This window comes from Nakamurella sp. UYEF19 (assembly GCF_040546275.1).
Lineage (GTDB): Bacteria > Actinomycetota > Actinomycetes > Mycobacteriales > Nakamurellaceae > Nakamurella.
Map to the genome: position 1 here is coordinate 34,849 of NZ_JBEPNO010000004.1, position 14,297 is coordinate 49,145.

The 14,297-nt window shown below is 67.6% G+C and carries 16 protein-coding genes and 3 tRNA genes; 12 read left to right on the top strand and 7 right to left on the bottom strand.

What is annotated here, in order from left to right; genetic code table 11:
• Positions 1–102 precede the first annotated feature (102 nt).
• The 5 genes from ABIB25_RS08505 to ABIB25_RS08525 all read left to right on the top strand — a co-directional run bounded on the left by ABIB25_RS08505 (position 103) and on the right by ABIB25_RS08525 (position 1,543).
• A tRNA-Thr gene (locus ABIB25_RS08505) sits at positions 103–175 on the top strand.
• Positions 176–280: 105 nt separating this feature from the next.
• Positions 281–357: transfer RNA gene (locus tag ABIB25_RS08510), tRNA-Met, on the top strand.
• Positions 358–507: 150 nt separating this feature from the next.
• Positions 508–672 carry a 50S ribosomal protein L33 gene (rpmG, locus tag ABIB25_RS08515; protein ID WP_354528015.1) on the top strand — a complete coding sequence of 55 codons (165 nt, stop codon included), beginning with the start codon at positions 508–510 and terminating at the stop codon, positions 670–672.
• Between the two features lie 5 nt (positions 673–677).
• On the top strand, positions 678–1,124 hold the full coding sequence (locus ABIB25_RS08520; RefSeq protein WP_354528016.1) for an FAS1-like dehydratase domain-containing protein: 447 nt from the start codon (positions 678–680) through the stop codon (positions 1,122–1,124).
• The gene (locus ABIB25_RS08525; protein WP_354528017.1) at positions 1,121–1,543 is read left to right on the top strand and encodes a MaoC/PaaZ C-terminal domain-containing protein; all 423 of its coding nucleotides are present in this window, start codon (positions 1,121–1,123) and stop codon (positions 1,541–1,543) included. Before ABIB25_RS08520 ends, ABIB25_RS08525 begins: the two co-directional genes overlap by 4 nt.
• Positions 1,544–1,673: 130 nt before the next feature.
• On the opposite strand, the gene ABIB25_RS08530 is transcribed toward ABIB25_RS08525, so the two are convergent.
• From ABIB25_RS08530 to ABIB25_RS08555, 6 genes are all read right to left on the bottom strand, one after another.
• Positions 1,674–2,891, bottom strand: a complete 1,218-nt coding sequence (locus ABIB25_RS08530) for a pyridoxal phosphate-dependent aminotransferase (RefSeq protein WP_354528018.1) — start codon at positions 2,889–2,891, stop codon at positions 1,674–1,676.
• A 144-nt stretch (positions 2,892–3,035) separates the two neighbouring features.
• Positions 3,036–4,007: an ABC transporter substrate-binding protein gene (locus ABIB25_RS08535; protein WP_354528019.1), complete on the bottom strand. Its 972-nt coding sequence runs from the start codon at positions 4,005–4,007 to the stop codon at positions 3,036–3,038.
• 60 nt (positions 4,008–4,067) lie between these two features.
• Positions 4,068–4,895 carry an ABC transporter permease gene (locus ABIB25_RS08540; protein WP_354528020.1) on the bottom strand — a complete coding sequence of 276 codons (828 nt, stop codon included), beginning with the start codon at positions 4,893–4,895 and terminating at the stop codon, positions 4,068–4,070.
• Positions 4,892–5,548 carry an ABC transporter permease gene (locus ABIB25_RS08545; protein ID WP_354528021.1) on the bottom strand — a complete coding sequence of 219 codons (657 nt, stop codon included), beginning with the start codon at positions 5,546–5,548 and terminating at the stop codon, positions 4,892–4,894. The genes ABIB25_RS08540 and ABIB25_RS08545 overlap by 4 nt, the downstream gene beginning before the upstream one ends.
• Positions 5,548–6,678, bottom strand: coding sequence for an ABC transporter ATP-binding protein (locus tag ABIB25_RS08550; protein ID WP_354528022.1), 1,131 nt, complete (start codon positions 6,676–6,678; stop codon positions 5,548–5,550). Before ABIB25_RS08550 ends, ABIB25_RS08545 begins: the two co-directional genes overlap by 1 nt.
• A 94-nt stretch (positions 6,679–6,772) precedes the next feature.
• Positions 6,773–7,513, bottom strand: a complete 741-nt coding sequence (locus tag ABIB25_RS08555; RefSeq protein ID WP_354528023.1) for an IclR family transcriptional regulator — start codon at positions 7,511–7,513, stop codon at positions 6,773–6,775.
• Between the two features lie 148 nt (positions 7,514–7,661).
• On the opposite strand from ABIB25_RS08555, the gene ABIB25_RS08560 reads away from it, so the two are divergent.
• A complete protein-coding gene (locus tag ABIB25_RS08560; RefSeq protein ID WP_354528024.1) occupies positions 7,662–9,218 on the top strand; it encodes an aromatic amino acid lyase in 1,557 nt (518 codons plus the stop codon).
• 18 nt (positions 9,219–9,236) lie between these two features.
• Here the strand turns inward: ABIB25_RS08560 and ABIB25_RS08565 are convergent, their stop codons facing one another.
• Positions 9,237–9,857, bottom strand: coding sequence for a cysteine dioxygenase (locus tag ABIB25_RS08565; protein WP_354528025.1), 621 nt, complete (start codon positions 9,855–9,857; stop codon positions 9,237–9,239).
• A gap of 170 nt (positions 9,858–10,027) precedes the next feature.
• On the opposite strand from ABIB25_RS08565, the gene ABIB25_RS08570 reads away from it, so the two are divergent.
• The 6 genes from ABIB25_RS08570 (at position 10,028) to rplA (ending at position 14,265) form a co-directional block, all read left to right on the top strand.
• On the top strand, positions 10,028–11,059 hold the full coding sequence (locus ABIB25_RS08570) for a LacI family DNA-binding transcriptional regulator (RefSeq protein WP_354528026.1): 1,032 nt from the start codon (positions 10,028–10,030) through the stop codon (positions 11,057–11,059).
• A 187-nt stretch (positions 11,060–11,246) separates the two neighbouring features.
• Positions 11,247–11,319 (top strand) — tRNA-Trp (locus ABIB25_RS08575).
• A 99-nt stretch (positions 11,320–11,418) separates the two neighbouring features.
• Positions 11,419–11,946 carry a preprotein translocase subunit SecE gene (secE, locus tag ABIB25_RS08580; protein ID WP_354528027.1) on the top strand — a complete coding sequence of 176 codons (528 nt, stop codon included), beginning with the start codon at positions 11,419–11,421 and terminating at the stop codon, positions 11,944–11,946.
• Between the two features lie 170 nt (positions 11,947–12,116).
• The gene (gene nusG / locus ABIB25_RS08585) at positions 12,117–12,914 is read left to right on the top strand and encodes a transcription termination/antitermination protein NusG (RefSeq protein WP_354528028.1); all 798 of its coding nucleotides are present in this window, start codon (positions 12,117–12,119) and stop codon (positions 12,912–12,914) included.
• Positions 12,915–13,023: 109 nt separating this feature from the next.
• Positions 13,024–13,458, top strand: a complete 435-nt coding sequence (rplK, locus tag ABIB25_RS08590) for a 50S ribosomal protein L11 (protein WP_354528029.1) — start codon at positions 13,024–13,026, stop codon at positions 13,456–13,458.
• A 93-nt stretch (positions 13,459–13,551) separates the two neighbouring features.
• On the top strand, positions 13,552–14,265 hold the full coding sequence (gene rplA, locus ABIB25_RS08595) for a 50S ribosomal protein L1 (protein WP_354528030.1): 714 nt from the start codon (positions 13,552–13,554) through the stop codon (positions 14,263–14,265).
• Positions 14,266–14,297: the final 32 nt, after the last annotated feature.

Here is a 14,297-nt window from a genome sequence, read left to right on the forward strand (position 1 = left end):
AGTTGCCGAGGCTCTCAGGCGGGCGGTTGTCCACCTGGGAGCAGCACCTTGTGCAGTGACAGATCTTGTGCAGAGCCAAATTACCGGCAGGATGTAGTGCAGGCCCCTTTAGCTCAGTCGGTAGAGCGTCTCCATGGTAAGGAGAAGGTCTACGGTTCGATTCCGTAAAGGGGCTCGGAGATGCTCAGCGGTCACCCCGGTGGGCGTCGCACGGGAACACGAGGCCCGCTCCGGCGGGACAGCTCACGGAACAGGTGAGGTCATCTCGGTGTTGCCACGTGGCGGTGTAGCTCAGCTGGTTAGAGCGAGCGACTCATAATCGCTAGGTCGCCGGTTCGAGTCCGGCCATCGCTACCACGGTCACCAGCCCGCGAGTCTTTCCAGACCTCGAGGGTTGCGGTGATCTCCACCTGGCCGCCTCCGTGTGGCCAAATGCCCGAGAGCTCGTAGGCCGTCCGACCCACGTGCTCGCAATCGCACCGCAAGTAGAAGAAAGAGGCAGCTGACGTGGCCGCCACCGACGTACGCCCGAAGATCACGCTCGCCTGCGAGCAGTGCAAGCACCGCAACTACATCACGCGCAAGAACCGACGCAACGATCCCGATCGTCTCGAGATCAAGAAGTTCTGCCCGAACTGCGGCGTCCACCGCAACCACAAGGAAACGCGCTAACTTCCGTGGCCCTGGATCAGTCGTTCGTCGGCCGCACGTTCTCCCCCGTGGAGCCGTACGTCGTCGGGATCGAGAAGATCCGGGAGTTCGCTTCGGCAATCGGTGACGACAACCCGATCAGCCACAGCACCGAGGCGGCCGCTTCCGCCGGACACGGCGGCCTGGTCGCGTCGCCCACCTTCGCCATCGCGGCGGTGGCACGCGCCCAGGACGCCGTCGTTTTCGACCCCGCGCTCGGGCTGGACTTCTCCCGCGTCGTCCACGGGGACCAGCGCTTCGTCCACCACCGGCCGATCATCGCCGGTGACGTGCTGACCTGCAGCGTGACCGTGGATTCCATCAGAGCCCTCGGTTCCAACGATGTGCTGACGCTCCGCGCCGAGCTCACCCTCGCCGACGGAACCCCGGTGACGACCGCGGTGTCCTCGCTGGTCGCCAGGGGCACGGCGTGACGATCCACTTCGACGCGCTCGCCGTCGGGGAAGCGATCCCGGCCGCGTCGTATCAGCTCACCCGTGACCGGCTGGTCCGCTACGCCGGCGCGTCGGGCGACTTCAATCCGATCCACTGGAACCCCCGCGTCGCCACGGATGTCGGCCTACCCGACGTCATTGCGCACGGGATGCTGACCATGGCCACCGCCTCGCGGGCCGTGACCGACTGGGTCGGCGACCCCGCCGCCGTCCTCGAGTACTCCGTCCGGTTCACCAGGACCGTGGCCGTGCCCGACGACGGCGTCGGCGCCCTGCTCGAGGTGACCGGCGTGATCGGCGCACTCGACCCCGATGCCCGCACCGCCCGTGTGGACCTGACGGTCAAGGCCGCCGGCGTCACGGTGCTGGGCAAAGCCCGCGTGGTAGTACAGCTCTAAGTGGTGAAGCTTTTCGGCGGTAGCCGGGAAACACGTGGATGCATCGCAAGGCGGGCGAGGAAGCCGATACCGGTGTTGTATCGGTGACGAGCCCAACGCCGCGAGGCGCCGCGTGAGCCCTGGTACCCGGTCAGTCCTTGGCGGTGCGGAGATATTCGCCCATGCGGAGCACACCGGCCTCCAGGTCCTCATCGCCCAGGGCGTAGGAGAGACGGAAGTAACCGGGTGTGCCGAAGGCCTCGCCTGGCACCACCGCCACCTCGGCGTGCTCCAGCACCAGCGCCGCCAGCTCCGCGGAGGACGACGGCCGGACCCCGCCGAAGTCCTTGCCGATCAGGCCGCTGACCGACGGATAGCAGTAGAAGGCGCCCTTCGGCTCCGGGCAGGTCACGCCCGGGATGTCCGAGAGCAGGCGGACCATCAGCTTGCGCCGGCGGTCGAAGGCCTCGCGCATCATCTCCACGGCATCCAGCGGCCCGCTGACAGCTTCCAGCGCCGCCCGCTGCGAGACGTTGGCGACGTTGGACGACAGGTGTGACTGCAGGTTCGTCGCGGCGTTGATGACGTCCTGCGGCCCGATCATCCAGCCCACCCGCCAGCCGGTCATCGCGTAGGTCTTGGCCACGCCGTTGAGCACCACGCAACGGTCGGCGATCTCCGGGGCGACCACCGGCATCGACACATGCACGGCGTCGCCGTACGTGAGGTGCTCGTAGATCTCGTCGGTGACGACCCAGATACCCTTCTCCGCGGCCCAGCGGCCGATCGCCGCGACCTGCTCCGGTGGGTACACCGAGCCGGTGGGGTTGGACGGCGAGCAGAACAGCAGCAACTTGGTCCGGTCCGTCAGCGCAGCCTCGAGCTGCTCGATGGACACCAGGTAATCGGCGTGTTCGTCGGTGACGATGGGCACCGGGACCCCGCCGGCCAACGAGATCGCCTCCGGGTAGGTGGTCCAGTACGGCGCCGGCAGGAGGACCTCGTCGCCCGGATCCAGCAGCGTCGCGAAGGTCTGGTAGACCGCCTGCTTGCCGCCGTTGGTCACCAGTACCTGGGAGGCCTTGACGTGGAAGTTCGAGTCGCGGGCAGTCTTGTCGGCGATGGCCTGACGCAGCTCCGGCAATCCCGCCGCCGGCGTGTACTTGTGGTTCGCCGGGTTCGACGCGGCGTCGGCGGCCACCTTCACGATCGGTTCCGGTGTCGGGAAGTCGGGCTCGCCGGCGCCGAATCCGATCACCGGCCGTCCGGCCGCCTTGAGGGCCTTGGCCTTGGCGTCGACGGCCAGCGTGGCCGACTCGGCGATGGCGGAAATCCGGGCAGAAACACGGGATGCTGCGCGCTCGCTCACATCTGGAGATCCTTCCACATCCGGCCAGCTCAATTCCGTCGCGGGTGCTGTCCCTGCGGCCCCCGGAGACGCCGGAAGCCGGCACCCGCTCGGGTACCGGCTTCCGGTGAACTCCTCCGGCATCCAGACGGAGGCTGTTCAGGGTCAGATCAGGCCCTGCGCCTTGAGCCACTCCTGGGCGACGGCGTCCGAGTCCTTGCCGCCGGCCACCTGGTTGTTGAGTTCCGTCAACGACGCGGTGTCGAGCTTGGCCGAGATCGCGTTGAGCGTGGTGGTGATGGTGGGTGTCACCTTGGCGGCATTGATCAACGGCACGATGTTCTGAGCCGTGTAGAGGCCGAGCGGATCCTCCAGCACGACGAACTTGTCGGCCGACACCGCGGGGTCGGTGGAGAAGATGTTCGACGCGTCGATCTGACCGTTCTTCAGGGCGGCGACGCTCAGCGGTCCACCGGCGTCGAGCGTCTTGTAGGTGCCGAACACGACGCCGTACTTGGCCTTGAGACCGGGGATCCCGTTGGCGCGGGTCTTGTACTCGGGGCTGGCACCGAAGATCAGGTCGGCGGAGTGGGCCTTCAGGTCGCCGATCGTCTTGAGGCTGTACTTGGCGGCGACGGAGGCGGAGACCACCACCGCGTCCTTGTCCTCGGCCTTGGACTGCTCGAGGACCTTGAACTTGTCACCGATGGCCTTGGGCAGGGCCGCGTAGATCGCGTCGGAGGTGGCCGCCGTGCTTGTCTTGTCGAAGTAGGCCAGGACCGAGCCGCTGTACTCCGGGATCAGATCGATGGAGCCGTCCTGGAGGGCGGGCATGTAGACCTCGCGGCTGCCGATCTTCGGCTTCAGATTGACCGTGATGCCCTTGGCCTTCAGTGCGTCGGCGTAGATGTTCATCAGCAGCACGTTCTCGGCGAAGTTGGCCGAACCGATGGTGATCGATCCACCGGCGGTCGGGGCGGTGGACGAGCCCGGCGCCGCGGACGAACCGGCGGTCGACGAGCCGGCCCCGGCGGCGCTCGTGGTGGTGGCGGTGGTGCTGGAACTACCGCAGGCGGTCAGAGCGAGTGCTCCGGCCGCGACTGCAGCGATCATCGAGATGACTCGGGTGCGATTCATGTTTCCTTCTCCTTGTACGGTGCCGGCAGGTTGCCGGACCCATCGGGGGATGACTCTTGGTCAGGAGGCAGTTGCCTCGGTTGCGGCCATTCTGGTCGGTTCATGGTTGCCGCCATCCGGCTCGGACAGCTCGACGACGGCGTTCGCGGGTCCAGGCAGGTGCGACTTCCGATACCTGCCGGTTATTCCCCGTGACGTCGAATACCGCTGGATCGTGGCCAGAACGAGATCGATCAGCAAGGCGACGGCCGCGACCAGCAGGGCTCCCGTCAGGAGCTGTCCGGTGGCCAGGTGGCCGCTGTCGGTGTCCTGGAACGGACCTTGCTGCTGACCGTCGTAGATCGGCCGACCCAGCCCGCCGAGGCCGATGTAGGCACCGACCGTCGCAGTGGCGATGACCTGCAGCGTCGCGCTGCGCAGGCCGGACATCATCAACGGCAGCGCATTGGGGATCTCGACCCTGGCCAGCACCTGGCCGTCGGTCATGCCCATGCCCTTGGCCGCATCCCGGATGGCCGGGTCGACCGACTGCACGCCGGCGTAGGTGTTGGACAGGATCGGCGGGATGGCCAGCAGCACCAGCACGATCTCCACCGGCAGGATGTAGACGATGTTGCTGCGGCCCTGGATGTGCGGCGAGATCAGGATGAACAGCAGTACCATCAGCCCGAACGTCGGTAGCGCACGACTCGCATTCACCGAGCCGACGACCAGGGTCGAACCCTTGCCGGTGTGCCCGATCCACAATCCGAGCGGCACCGCCAGGACGGCCGCGATGATGATGGCGCTGAACGAATAGATCAGGTGATCGCTGATGTTCGCCCACAGGCCGGAGTTGCCCGACCAGTTCGCGCCGTCGCCGAGGTAGTGCCAGAGGTCATTGATCATGGCTTCGCCACAGCCCGTCGCCAGGGAGTCAATGCTCTAGTGCCGAACTGGATGGCGAAGTCGAGGACGAGCGCCAGCAGGACCGCCAGGATGATGCCGATCAGCAGGATGCTCGTCTGCTGACCGGGGGCGGCGTTGAGTCCTTCGTCGAACAGGGTGCCCAGCTGCTGCGTGCCGATGAACGTTGCCACGGCCACCAGGCTGACGTTCGAGACGGTGGCCACCCGCACGCCGGCGGCGATCACCGGGACGGCGAGTGGTAGTTCGACGGCGAAGAAGCGCCCGAGGGGCTTGTATCCCATTGCCGTTGCCGCCTGCTTGGCCTCGAACGGCACCGAGGCCAGCCCGTCCGCCACGACCCGTACCAGCAGGGCGATGGCGTACACGGTCAGTGCGACCACCACGTTGACGACGTCAAGGATCCTGGTCCCCAGAATCCCGGGCATCGTCACGAACAGGACCAGGGACGGGATGGTGTAGAGCAGTCCGGCGATGCTGATGAGGGGCGGGTAGACCCACTTGTAACGCGCGGCGATCCAGCCGAGCGGGAGGGCTATCGCCAATCCGATGATCACCGGAATCACGGACAGCTTCGCGTGGGACCAGAGCAACTGCCAGATCTCGCTCTGGTGGTCGGAGAAGTAGCTGAGCATCAGCCGCGCACCGCCGGCTCCACGGCCCTCGCGGCCGCGGCCTTGGCCTCGATCCGGGCGACCACGTCGGCGGTGGTCACCGTACCCAGCAGCTTGGACGCGTCATCGACGACGACCCCGCGGCCTGACGGCGAGGACAGCGCGGCATCGAGGGTGTTGCGCAGGGTCCCACCCTCGGTGGCCAGGGTGCCGCCGAGATTGAGCAGGGCCGGTGCGATCAGGGTGGTGCCGTCGTACGAGCCGTGATTCACGTTGAGCCAGCCCTGTGGCGAATTTCCCGTATCGACCACCAGCACCCATCCATCCTCGGCTACCCGCACGGCGTCTGCGACGGTGCCACCGAGGGCGACGGTGGGCTCGGTGCGCAGCGGGACGGTGTCGGTCTCGAAGCCGAGCGCGCGGTATCCGCGATCCCGCCCGACGAAACCGGCGACGAAAGCGTTGGCCGGGCGGGAGAGCAGCTCCGCCGGAGAGGCCAGCTGGGCCAGGATGCCGCCGACGTTGAGCACGGCCACCTGGTCGCCCAGCTTGATGGCCTCGTCGATGTCGTGGGTGACGAAGACGATCGTCTTGCCGAGTTCGGACTGCAGTCGGAGGAATTCCTGCTGCAGTTGTTCCCGCACGACCGGATCGACCGCCGAGAACGGCTCGTCCATCAGCATCACCGGCGGGTCGGCGGCCAGCGCCCGCGCCACCCCGACGCGTTGCTGCTGGCCGCCCGAGAGCTGGGCGGGATAGCGGCCGGCGAAGCGCGCTTCCAGGCCGACCCGTTCCATCAGTTCCATGGCCCTGGTCCTGGCCTTCTTCTTGTCCTGACCCAGCAGGCTCGGCACGGTGATGATGTTGTCCAGGATCGTCCGGTGCGGGAACAGGCCCGCGTGCTGGATGACGTACCCGATCCCGCGCCGCAAGGTGGCCGGCGCGACCTTGCCGGTGTCCTGGTCGTCCATCCAGATGGTGCCGGAGCTCGGCTCGATCATCCGGTTGATCATCCGGAGCGAGGTGGTCTTGCCGCACCCCGACGGTCCGACGAACACGGTGATCTGACCGGAGGGCGCCACCAGGCTCAGCGTGTCGACGGCGACCGTGCCGTCCGGGTACTTCTTGGTCACGTCGTCGAACTTGATCATCCGGGCATCGCCACCGCTTCAACACACGCCATGCTCGCTCCTGTTCGTCGGGTGACTCGTTCTGCTGCTCCGGTCGGCGGGGTCCTGATCTGGTTCATCCTGTCTCGGCCACTTGCTGCGGGTGCAGACCGGCGACGGCGAACTGGCGGCTCAGTGCCCGCGCCTCCCTGCTCACCAAACTGCCGATCGTGGCAGCCTGCTCGTCGTCCATACGGTAGGTGGGACCCACGACAGAGAGCACCGCGATGGTGGTCGGACCCTCGACGCCGCCTCCGGAGGATCCGGGTCGAAGCACCGGGGCGGCGATCGCGGTGATGTCCGGCTCGACGGCCGATCGCATCAGCACGTACCCGGATGGCGGCACCTCGCCCCGGAAGGCTGCGCCCGCCGCCGAACCGCGCAATGGGATGCTCCGCCCGACCCAGCTGGTGTGGCGGACCGAGTGCAGGCCTTCGACCATGCCCGCGTAGACGGCGCTGTCGGTGGGGCCGGGTAGACAGAGGTAGGTCGACTCGCCGCATCCTTGGACGATCCGGCGCAGCGCCGGTTCGGCCGCGCGCACCAGTGATTGCCGGCCGAGCGCCGCAGCACCGAGTTGGATCAGGCGGGGCCCGGCCCGGAACAGACCACGTTCGTCCCGGCTGACGAGATGGGAGGTCTCCAGTGTGCGGAGCAGTCGCAATGCGGTGCTGGGCGCGAGGCCGGCTCGACGTGCGCACTCGGCCAGCCCGATCTCACCCTGGTCGCAGACCTGTGCGAGCAGGTCCATCGCCCGCTCGACGGCACGGGTCGACGAGATCGGGCGCACGTCATGATCCGGGAGAATTTCGCTCACCGCGCCCTTTCGTGCCGTCCAGCGGAAGAATGCTGCCAACCGGTGAAACCTTGACTCCGTGGCTCCGTGCCGTCAAGGTCTGCCGGGGTTCGTGATGATGGCGTTACAAGTCCTTCATCTCGCCCGGTCGACCTGCGATGCAGGTGAGATGACGAGGAAACGGATCGGCAACGTGACGAGGACGGACAGCATGGGTGATCGAGAGGTCCTCGATCTGGACGGTGCCGGCCTGACTGTGGGGGCCATCGCTGCTGCGGGGCGCCGCGAAGTGACGGTGGAACTGGGCGAGGTCGGCCTCCGGCAGGCGGCGGCGTCCCAGCTGTTCGCCGACCGAGCAGCGCAACGGCGGCCGCTCTACGGCCGATCGACCGGTGTCGGGGCGAACCGGTCGGTGCTGATCACCGTCGCCCCGTCGACCCATGCGCTGATGCTGCTGCGCAGCCACGCCACCTCGGCGGGCGAGGCGAGATCGGCCGAACGCGTGCGGGCGATGCTCGTCGTCCGCCTCAACCAGTTGGCCACCGGGGGGAGCGGTGTCGATCCGTCGGTGCTCTCGGGTCTGCTCGGGATGATCCGCGCCGACGCCCTTCCCGACGTCCGTGAATTGGGCAGCATCGGCACCGGCGACCTGTCCGCTCTGGCGACGACGGCGCTGGCGTTGATGGGGGAGGGCGCGACCGGTGCGCCCCTCGGCGCCGCGTCGTCCTTCGGTGCCGCGGACGGACTGGCCTTCATCTCCAGCAACGCCGCCACCCTGGCCGACGCGGCCCTTGCTGTGGCCTCGCTACGGGAATCCGCACGGGCCGCGCTCGTCATCGCCGCCCTGACCTTCCACGCAGTCGGTGGCAACGCCGAGGCCTACTCCGGCGGTGCCATGCTGACCACGCCGTTTCCGGGCGCGCGGGCCGTCTGCGACGTGCTCCGCGATCTCCTCGGGGCCGACCCGACCGGCGACCGCACCGACGCCAGCGGCAATCCGATTCCGCCGGCGCGGATCCAGGATCCGTTCGGGTTGCGTGCGCTGCCGCAGGTGCACGGGCCGGTCCTCGATCAGATCACCGCTGCGGTGGCCGTGATCGAGGCCCTCGTCAACGCTCCGACGGAGAACCCCCTCGTCCGGGCGGACGGCGGCAACGGGGACAGCGGCACCGTGGCGCACCACGCCGGGTTCCACCAGGCGTACCTGCAGATGGCGCTGGATACGCTGGGGCTGGCCGTGGCGCAGAGCGGGCAGTTGGTGATGGCCCGGGTGGCCACTCTCGTCGAGCCCAACTTCACCGGACTCGCGCCGTTCCTCGGGGACGGGACCCCGGGTGCGTCCGGAGTGATGGTGTGCGAGTACGTCGCCGCGTCGGCCCTTGGTTCGATTCGCGGCGCGGCAGCGCCGGCCGGACTGCAAACGGTCACCCTGTCCCGGGGCGTGGAGGAGGACGCCAGCTTCGCGTCGCTCGCGGCGACCCAGTGCCTGTTGATCGCCGAGCGCTATCGCACCTTGCTCGCCTGCGAGCTGGTGGCAGCCGTTCGGGCCGTCCGCATGCAGAACGGAACTGGTCAGGGAGAGCAGCGGCGGGCCGCAGCCGGACGGATCGGGCAGGTGCTGGCGCTGTGCGCCGAGCTGCCGAGTGATGTTGCCGACCGGGATCTGACCAACGATCTGGCGGCAGCCGTTGAGCTCCTCCCGGCTCTGGCGGGGTTGGTGAGCTGACTGGTCCGGGTCAGGCGGTCAGGCCATGTCGTCGAGCGGGCGGAGCTCGTCGGCGTACGACACCGACCGGCGCCGCAGCATGCCGATGCTGCTGACGGTGTACTGCCCCATCCGCCAGAGTGGCGGTGAGTAGGCATGGATCGAGACGCTCCCGGCATCGCGACCGGTCAGGCGGTGGATGTGATCCGGCCCGAAGCTGAATACCTGACCCGCGTGGACGTCGGTCGACATGCTCGGAGCGCCGACGGCGAGGTTGTGCTCGGTCAGGCAACCGCGGGTCACTGCGACGGCCCCCGACGAGATGTCGTGATCGTGCCAGCCGGTGTCGTTCCGGGGCGTCCAGCAGAGCACCCAGATGTCCACGTGGGTGTCGCGGTGGAGGCAGACGTAGTGACGCTCGTCGTCGGAGTAGGCCACGTGCTCGGCCCAGCGGCTCGGATCGGCGGCCACGGTCGCGGCGAGCTCCTGGAGTTCGCGTGTCCCGAGGTCGCGTCCGGGCAGGTCGTCCAGGCTGATCCCGCCGGAGGCCGCGAGGACGTCGCCGATCGGCAGCGCGCCGTTGACGGGTCGGCCCTGCGTTGACGGCAGCGTGACGATCGTCGCCACGTCGTCGGTGGTGGTCCGGACGGGAGCGCTCATTCTCGGCCTCCTGGAAATCGGGACAGGTGCGAAGCGTTCGGCCGACAGGTGGTGAACCGCTTCACTGATGCGCTTCAGTGAAGCGGTTCACCGGGTGAGTGTCAAGGGCGCCGGTCAGGAAATCTGACTGTGACAAGGAGATCGTTGTTGAGAGCGGCTACCTTGTGCCCATGCCCGAGCGCCGTCGCCGGCCGACCCTGAAGGACATCGCCGAGGAAACCGGCCTGTCCTCCGCGGCCGTGTCCTACGCACTTCGCGGGCTGCAGGTGCCGGTCCAGACACAGGAACGGGTACGCGAGGCCGCGGACCGCCTCGGCTACACGGGCGATCCGATCGCCAGGGCACTCGCCTCCGGGCGCACCGGCAACGTGGGACTGCTGTGCGGTTCGCTCGAGGACATCTGGCAGCAGAGCCTGGCCGCTGCGCTGGGACGAGGCCTTCTGGGGGTCGGCCGACAGGCACTGATCGTGGACGCCACCAACAACCCGGACCAGGAGCGGAAGCTCGCAATGCAGCTGGTCGACCAGCGCGTGGATGCCCTGATCGCGATGCCGGTCGATCCGAAGGCCGCGCACTGGGCAGCCGTCGCCGAACGCGTGGTCCTGGTGTCCATCGGTGACGGCCTCCCGGGGGCCGCAGCAGCCGCGGAAGTGGTCTTCGACAACGAGGCGGCCGTCGCCGACGCCTTGCGGGAACTCGCCAACGCCGGTCACCGCCGGATCACCGTCCTGACGTCGGTGGCGGCCAGCACGCCCGACCGGCCGGCCGAGGCCGTGGTTCATCGGGTCGGTCCCGCGCTCGGCATCACCGCCGGCCTCCTCACCGCACCGTACGACCTGGCGGGTGCGACCTCGGCCGCCCTGCGGATGCTCACCGGTCCTGATCGACCCACCGGGGTGCTGTGCCTGTCCGACTCGCTCGCGTACGGCGTCTATGCCGCGGCCCGCGAGCTCGGCCTGCGGATCCCAGACGACCTCTCGATCATGGGGTTCGACGATCATCCGCTGTCGGCGCTCCTGACGCCGCCGCTGTCCAGCTATCGCTGGCCGGTCGAGGAGCTGGTCGCCACGGTTGTCCGACTGACGTTGGACGCCATCGAGGCAACCGACAGTGGGAGCAGGAGCCGTCGGCGCGTTCTGGTGGCCCAGCCACGGCGCCGGGGGTCGGTCGGGGCCGTCAGGTCCGTCGGCGCCCTCGGGTGATCGCCGATGCCTTCTGTCGATCTCTCGGTTCGTCCGGCACACCCGCCGTGCCCTACACTTGACGTTCCGGGGTGAGCTGCTGCTTGCCTGTGTTCGACGGCCGGTCAGTTGGCGTGCGCACTATCGGTGGGTTCCGGAGCGATACAAGGACAGGCAGTGAAGCCGGACAGGCAGTGAAGCCGGACAGAGGGGCGTGGCTCAATTGGTAGAGCAGCGGTCTCCAAAACCGCAGGTTGCAGGTTCAAGTCCTGTCGCCCCTGCAGAACACGAACAACAGAGTCATCCAGTAGTTGTCACCGTCGGGCCCCTGCCCGGTCGTGGCGGCGAGCACTGACGAGAGCATGAGACGAGGAACACCAGTGAGCGACGAATCCGAGGGCAAGGGCCGGACCGGTCCAGCCGACAACCCCGAAGATGCAGTCGACGCGACCGCCGACGAGGCAGTTTCGGAGACGTCGGCCGACGACGAGGTCAGCCTGGTCAAGCCCGATGTCAGCGATGAGGAGTCTGCCGCTTCACTTGCCGCCGAGGATTCCGACGTCGAGCCCGGCAGCGGTGACCGCGAGTCCGCGCTGGTCGGAGCGTCAGCGGCAGGTTCCGCAAGGGCCGCTGCCCGACGGTCCGGTGTGCGGGCCGGCACCACGGTGGCCAAGGGCGTCGCGACCAAGCCTCGGGATTCGACCAAGGAAACCCGGGTCAACATCTTCGCCCGGCTGCGCCGCTTCCTGCGGGAGGTCGTGGCCGAGCTCCGCAAGGTCATCTGGCCGGCCCGGAACCAGATGGTCACCTACACGATCGTCGTGATCGTGTTCGTCGTCTTCATGGTGGCGTTGACCGCCGGCCTCGACGTCCTGTTCGCGAAGGGCGTACTGGCCATCTTCGGGTGAGCGTCGGGCCTACGGTCTGCGTCGGAAACGGACGCCGAGCCGCGCACCGGAGCCGCGAGACCACCGGCGCTGCGATCGGTGGTGAGCAGTGCAAGCAGTCGTCAGACGACGAATCAGTACCCAGCACGACAACCTGAGCAGTGAAAACAGATGAGGAAGTGACCAGTACCGTGTCGAGCCCAGTCGATTCCACCGGCGACGTCCACACGATCGCCGATGATCAGTCGACCGACGACCTGACCGTCGACGAGACCGCCGAGTCCGCCGTGGTCGAGTCGGACCCCGTCGTCACCGACGAGGTCGCCGACGGCGCCGAGCCGGAGGCTGCTGCTCCTCCCGAGGACGTCGAGGAAGAGCCGGTCGACCCGATCGCCGAGCTGAAGGCTTCCCTGAAGCGGGCGGCAGGCGAGTGGTACGTCGTGCACTCCTACGCCGGCTACGAGAACAAGGTCAAGACCAACCTCGAGACCCGCATCAAGTCGCTCGACATGGAGGAGTTCATCTTCCAGATCGAGGTACCGACCGAAGAGGTCACCGAGATCAAGAACGGCCAGCGCAAACTGGTCCAGCGCAAGGTCTACCCGGGCTACATCCTCGTCCGGATGGACCTCACCGACGGCTCCTGGAGCGCGGTCCGCAACACCCCGGGTGTCACCGGCTTCGTCGGTGCGACCGCCCAGCGCCCGTCGCCGTTGTCCTTGGACGACGTGGTCAAGATCCTGGTCCCGGCTGCGCCGAAGAAAGCTGCACCGGGAGCCGATGGAACAAGCGGCGGGGGAGTCAGCGTTCGTACCGAAGTCGACTTCGCGGTGGGCGAGTCGGTCACCGTCATGGACGGACCCTTCGCCACGTTGCCCGCCACCATCAACGAGGTCAACGCCGACGGTCAGAAGCTCAAGGTCCTGGTGTCGATCTTCGGCCGCGAGACCCCGGTCGAGCTGTCGTTCTCCCAGGTCGCCAAGATCTGACCCGAGTTTCGTGCCCGGTGCTCCCAGCAGCCGGTCGCGATCACCTGCGGTCGCCCGCAGGCCCGCACCACACCCCGCGCCACACACCCAGCAGAAACTAGGAAGAGAAATGCCTCCGAAGAAGAAGAAACTCGCAGCGATCATCAAGCTGCAGATCAAGGCCGGAATGGCCAACCCGGCGCCGCCGGTCGGTCCTGCCCTCGGCCAGCACGGCGTGAACATCATGGAGTTCTGCAAGGCCTACAACGCCGCGACCGAATCGCAGCGCGGTGACGTCGTCCCGGTCGAGATCTCCGTGTACGAAGATCGCTCGTTCGAGTTCAAGCTGAAGACCCCGCCCGCCGCCCGCCTGCTGCTCAAGGCCGCCGGCGTCGAGAAGGGTTCGGGCACCCCGCACACCACCAAGGTCGCCAGCATCACGGCCGCTCAGGTGCGCGAGATCGCCACGCTCAAGCAGGTCGACCTGAACGCGAACGACATCGACGCCGCGGCCAAGATCATCTCGGGCACCGCGCGATCGATGGGCATCACGATCTCCGGCTGACACAGCCACAGATCAGCACCACCAGTGGGAGAGCAAGCGCCGGCTCGTCGACCACGAACTCCGTACCGACAGACATGATTCGAGGAGAAGGAAATGAAGCGCTCCAAGGCTTACAAGACCGCAGCAGAACTGGTCGACCGCGACAACCTGTACAGCCCGCTCGAGGCGGCTGCACTGGCTCAGAAGACGTCCGCGACCAAGATGGACAGCACTGTGGAGGTAGCTCTCCTGCTGGGTGTCGACCCCCGCAAGGCTGACCAGATGGTCCGTGGCACCGTCAACCTGCCGCACGGCACCGGCAAGACGGCTCGCGTCGTCGTGTTCGCCGTCGGTGACAAGGCCGCCGAGGCCGAGGCCGCCGGCGCAGATGTCGTCGGCAGCGATGACCTGATCGCCCGGATCCAGGGCGGGTGGACCGATTTCGACGCGGCCATCGCCACCCCCGACCAGATGGCCAAGGTCGGTCGCATCGCACGTGTGCTGGGGCCGCGTGGTCTGATGCCCAACCCGAAGACCGGAACCGTCACGGCCGATGTGGCCAAGGCTGTCTCCGAGATCAAGGGCGGAAAGATCAACTTCCGCGTGGACAAGGCGGCCAACCTGCACCTCGTCATCGGCAAGGTGTCGTTCCCGACCGAGAAGCTGGTCGAGAACTACGCGGCAGCGCTCGATGAGGTGCTCCGTTCCAAGCCGTCCGCGGCCAAGGGCAAGTACGTCAAGAAGGTCTTCTTCTCCACGACGATGGGCCCGGGCATCCCGGTCGACCCGGCGAAGACCAGGAACCTGCTAGAGACCGAAGAGGTCTGATCTTCCGTTTGACCTGATCCACTCGACGATCC

Bases quoted from the DNA above. Each gene is read 5' to 3' on its own strand.
- ABIB25_RS08570 (WP_354528026.1), top strand. From the start codon at position 10,028: ATGCCCGAGCGCCGTCGCCGGCCGACCCTGAAGGACATCGCCGAGGAA.
- rplA (WP_354528030.1), top strand. From the start codon at position 13,552: ATGAAGCGCTCCAAGGCTTACAAGACCGCAGCAGAACTGGTCGACCGC.
- ABIB25_RS08540 (WP_354528020.1), bottom strand. From the start codon at position 4,895: ATGATCAATGACCTCTGGCACTACCTCGGCGACGGCGCGAACTGGTCG.
- ABIB25_RS08545 (WP_354528021.1), bottom strand. From the start codon at position 5,548: ATGCTCAGCTACTTCTCCGACCACCAGAGCGAGATCTGGCAGTTGCTC.
- ABIB25_RS08550 (WP_354528022.1), bottom strand. From the start codon at position 6,678: ATGATCAAGTTCGACGACGTGACCAAGAAGTACCCGGACGGCACGGTC.
- ABIB25_RS08535 (WP_354528019.1), bottom strand. From the start codon at position 4,007: ATGAATCGCACCCGAGTCATCTCGATGATCGCTGCAGTCGCGGCCGGA.
- rplK (WP_354528029.1), top strand. From the start codon at position 13,024: ATGCCTCCGAAGAAGAAGAAACTCGCAGCGATCATCAAGCTGCAGATC.
- ABIB25_RS08565 (WP_354528025.1), bottom strand. From the start codon at position 9,857: ATGAGCGCTCCCGTCCGGACCACCACCGACGACGTGGCGACGATCGTC.
- ABIB25_RS08560 (WP_354528024.1), top strand. From the start codon at position 7,662: ATGACGAGGAAACGGATCGGCAACGTGACGAGGACGGACAGCATGGGT.